Annotated in this window: 1 protein-coding gene; it reads left to right on the top strand. The window is 29.0% G+C overall.

The annotated features are described in order from the left end of the window. The coding region (locus tag Q0662_RS11925) for an integrase core domain-containing protein (RefSeq protein WP_298950165.1) at positions 1-374 on the top strand (374 nt) is incomplete at its 5' end. Positions 375-480: the final 106 nt, after the last annotated feature.

The raw sequence follows: 480 nt of genomic DNA, 5'->3' as shown, positions 1-480 counted from the left end.
AAAATAGAAAATACCCTAATAAAAAACTCATTCATCATTCTGACAGGGGATTCCAATACTGCAATCCTAAGTACACTCAATTCGCTGAAAACAATGGAATTATGATGAGTATGACTGAACAATATGACCCCTATGAAAATGCTATTGCTGAAAGAATTAATAGAACCCTAAAATATGAATATGGGCTTAAGAACTGTATTAAAAACACAGATGTAGCTCAAAAAATAGCTACACAAGCTGTCAATATTTATAATAATTTAAGAACGCATTTTAGCCTAGATTTAAGAAAACCTGCTGAAGTACATCTTAATCCCAATATAAAATACAAATCGTATAGAAAAAATAATGTAAATTTGACTGAACTCGAAATTTAAACAATAAGCAGTTCAAGCTATTTTTTGCCTTCTAAACGGCTTAAAAAAATAGTTTGAACGTATAAATTAAACCTAAAAAAAGGTCAACCTATTTCAGTATAATACA

The sequence above is a fragment of the uncultured Polaribacter sp. genome (genome assembly GCF_947503855.1).
Lineage (GTDB): Bacteria > Bacteroidota > Bacteroidia > Flavobacteriales > Flavobacteriaceae > Polaribacter.
Note: the sequence above shows the minus strand (reverse complement) of the source record. Positions and strands in the feature narration are given on the sequence as shown.